At 68.1% G+C, this 3,506-nt stretch carries 3 protein-coding genes and 1 pseudogene; 3 read left to right on the top strand and 1 reads right to left on the bottom strand.

The window, feature by feature from the left end; genetic code table 11:
* The 3 genes and pseudogenes from RTN46_RS16730 to RTN46_RS16720 form a co-directional block, all read left to right on the top strand.
* Positions 1-591: pseudogene (locus tag RTN46_RS16730) on the top strand (hypothetical protein); the annotation flags it as partial.
* Positions 592-668: 77 nt separating this feature from the next.
* Entirely contained in the window at positions 669-1,460 is a 792-nt protein-coding gene (gene nth / locus RTN46_RS16725; RefSeq protein ID WP_312183105.1) for an endonuclease III, read from the top strand.
* The gene (locus tag RTN46_RS16720) at positions 1,457-2,140 is read left to right on the top strand and encodes an NUDIX hydrolase (protein ID WP_396157996.1); all 684 of its coding nucleotides are present in this window, start codon (positions 1,457-1,459) and stop codon (positions 2,138-2,140) included. The genes nth and RTN46_RS16720 overlap by 4 nt, the downstream gene beginning before the upstream one ends.
* Here RTN46_RS16720 and RTN46_RS16715 read toward each other — a convergent pair.
* A partial coding sequence (locus RTN46_RS16715) for a bifunctional 3'-5' exonuclease/DNA polymerase (protein WP_312183103.1) occupies positions 2,141-3,506 on the bottom strand: 1,366 nt, incomplete at its 5' end. It lies immediately after the preceding gene.

Here is a 3,506-nt window from a genome sequence, read left to right as displayed (position 1 = left end):
GCCAGCGGATCCGGCGCCGGTCTCCGTGCCGGTGCGGCCGGAGTAACCGGCGCAGCAGCAGGCGCTGCCGCCGGCGCGGCTGGCAGTGGTGCCGGCACAGCAGCCAGCGGTGCAGGGGCGGCTCAAGGAACTCAGGGAACTCAGGGAACCGGGGCAGGGGCAGGGGCGGCAGGCGCCGCTGGTGCTCAGGCAGCCGCCGGCGCCCAGTCGCCGTCGGACGCTTCCCAGACGCCGGCGGAAGAATCCCAGGCTCCGGCAGGGCAGGATTCGCTGCCCGCGACCACGGTGAACCCTGCCGTGGCCTCCGGGACGCCGTCGTCGTCCGGCCACGGGCAGGACTCGATTTCCGCCACCCGTGAAGAAAACGAAAACGTGGTGGAGGCCTTCTGGTTCGCCGTTGGCACGCCGCGCCAGATTGTCGACGAGAGGACCGGACTGCCGCTGTTTATGTTCTACCCGGGAGACTGGGAACTGGGACTCGAAGACCGCGGCCACGAATTCCTGGTCCAGGACAAGCGCACTGGCCGCATCGGTGTGCTGCGGGACCTGACCAACATCGAGCGCGTGAGCGACGACAGCTCCGGTCACTAAAACCCTTATCGATGCCCGGCCGTCCCCTGCAGCACAGGGAACGGCCGGGCATCGCTGACTGCGAAGGACAAGAACTCATGGCAACCGGCAATGATGCCTCCCTGCTGGCCCTGAAGCGCCGGGCCCGGAAGATCAACCGGGTGCTCGGGGAACAGTACCCCTACGCCGTTGCCGAGCTGGACTTCACCAATGCGTTTGAGCTGCTGATCGCCACGGTCCTCTCGGCGCAGACCACTGACATCCGGGTCAACGCAGTCACACCGGTGCTCTTCGCCCGGTATCCGAACGCCCAGGCCCTCGCGGAAGCCGAAGAGACCGAACTGCAGGAGCTGATCCGGCCGACGGGGTTCTTCCGCGCCAAATCAGCGGCTATCAAGAAACTCGCGACCCAGATCGTCGATGACTACGACGGCGAGGTTCCGGACAAGCTTGAGGAACTGGTGAAGCTGGCCGGCGTCGGTCGGAAAACCGCGAACGTGGTGCTCGGCAACGCCTTCGGGATTCCCGGCATCACCGTGGACACCCACTTCCTGCGGCTGTCCAACCGGTTTGGCTGGACTACTTCGAAGGACCCGGTGAAGGTCGAACAGGACGTCGCCGCGCTCTTTGAATCCAAGGACTGGACGCCGCTGTCGAACCGCGTGGTTTTCCACGGCCGCCGGGTCTGCCACGCCAAAAAGCCGGCGTGCGGAGTGTGCGCTGTCGCCCAGTTGTGCCCATCCTTCGGGGAGGGTGAAACGGATCCGGAGAAGGCCCGGAAACTGCTCAAGTATGAGCTGGCACCCGGACGCGAGGAACTCCTGTCCCGGATGATGGCTTCGGAAACCCGCGCGCAGCTTCGAGCCGCCGGGTTCGGCCTCGAAGCATGAGTGCACAGGCACAGCTGGAGGCTTTTGGTGCCCTAGCCAGTGAGGGGCGCGCTGACTTCGGGCAGGATATGCGGTTCCTGACCCGGGCCGTCGATCCGGCCGCTGCCCGCACGGCGGCCGTCCTGATCCTGTTCGGTGTCCTGGACGAAGATCCTGCGGGATTCCACGCTGACGCGGTACCCGATGACCTTGATGTGCTGTTCGTGGAACGCGCTGCCACCCTGAACTCCCATCCCGGGCAGGTAGCTTTCCCGGGCGGCACCGTGGACGCGTCCGACGCCGATCCGGTCGCAGCGGCGCTGCGGGAAGCCAACGAGGAGACGGGCCTGGATCCTTCCGGCGTCCGGGTCCTGGGAACCCTGCCGCAGGTCGGCCTGCCGGTCAGTAACTTCCTGGTCACCCCGGTGCTGGGCTGGTGGGACAGGCCTACCCCGGTGGACGTGGTGGACGAAGCCGAATCGGCGTCGGTCTTCCGCGTGCCGGTGGCGGATCTGCTGAACCCGGAGAACCGCCGCACAACGGTGGTTGCCCGCGGCGGGCAGGTGCACCGCGGCCCGGCATTCCTGGTCAACGGTGTGGTGGTCTGGGGCTTCACCGCTCTGATTGTTGACGACCTGTTCACCCAGCTGGGCTGGACGCTGCCATGGGACGCCACCCGGGAAATGGTCCCGGACTTCTAGTTATTTTGCGTCGGCGTAGGAGTCGACGATGGTGGCCACAACGGGGAATTCCAGTGGGATCCGCCCGAACAGCAACTCCGTTGCCTCCGCGGCAGCAGCAGTGACCATTGCGGCAGCCTCGTCGGCGCGTTCGGCGGGGACATGGAGCATAACCTCGTCGTGCAGGAAGAACACCAGCTGCCCCGCCGGTGAGGTGCCCGACGCCGCCCGCAGCCGCCGTCGTATGCCGGCCAGCCAGCACGTTGCCCATTCTGCCGCCGTTCCCTGGACCACGAAGTTCCGGGTGAAGCGTCCGCGTGACCGGGCCAGATTGTCTGCCCGGCGCTGCTCCTCCGCGGACGTGGTCTGCTGGGAACGCAGCCAGGCTTCAGTTTCCGGGGGAGTGCTGCGTCCGAGATGGCTGGAGACGGTCTTGCCTGCCTCGCCCGCCCTGGCGGCCCGTTCAACGACGTCGATCGCCCGTGGATACGTCCGGGTCAGGATGGGCATCAGCCGCCCGGCCTCGCCGCTGGTCGCGCCGTACATGGCGCCGAGCATCGCGATCTTGGCCAGCGAGCGGTCTCCGTTGAAGCCCTGGTCCGCGATCCCCTGGTAGAGGTCCTTGCCACGGGCCGCGGCAGCCAACGCCGAATCCTGGCCCAGGGCGGCCAGCACCCGCGGTTCGAGCTGCGCGGCGTCGGCGACCAGGAGCTTGTGGCCGGGGTCGGGGCGGACGGCGTCGCGGACGTTCTTGGGGATTTGCAGCGCGCCCCCACCGCGGGAGGACCACCGTCCGGAGACCACGCCGCCCACCACATATTCGGTGCGGAACCGGCCGCCGTCCACCCAGTCATCCAGCCAGTTCCAGCCGTTGGCTGAAAGCAGCCGGGAGAGTTTTTTGTAGGTCAGCAGCGGAGCGATGGCGGGATGGTTCTGCTCCTGCAGCTCCCAGGTACGGGTGCTGCGGACTTCGATCCCGGCCCGGTGCAGGGCACGGAGCAGTTCCTGCGGCGAGTCGGGGTTGAACGTGGGATTGCCGAGTTTTTGCCGCAGGTCCAGGGCCAGGGCTTCGAGTTTCGCCGGCCGCTGCCCTTCCGGCGGGCGCGGCCCAAGCGCGTTTTCGAGCATGGCCTCATGCAGGTCGCGGCGCCAGGGGATGCCGGCATGCTCCATCTCCGCGGCGATCAGCCCGCCGGCGGATTCGGCGGCGAGCAGCAGGGCCAGCCGGCGGCGTTCCGGCGAACCGGCGACGGCGGCGAGCTGGTCGGCCAGCTCGGTGGTGAGGTCTTCGATGGTGCGGGTGCTCTGCCGCGCGCGGGGGTCGAGTGCGTCGGCGCCGTCGAGCCCTTCGAACAGCGAGCCCTGGTCCGGGGCGGGTGGCAGCGGC

This window comes from Arthrobacter sp., from assembly GCF_031988865.1.
In the GTDB taxonomy this organism is placed as follows: Bacteria; Actinomycetota; Actinomycetes; order Actinomycetales; family Micrococcaceae; genus Arthrobacter_B.
This window is presented reverse-complemented; position numbering and strand designations above follow the sequence as displayed.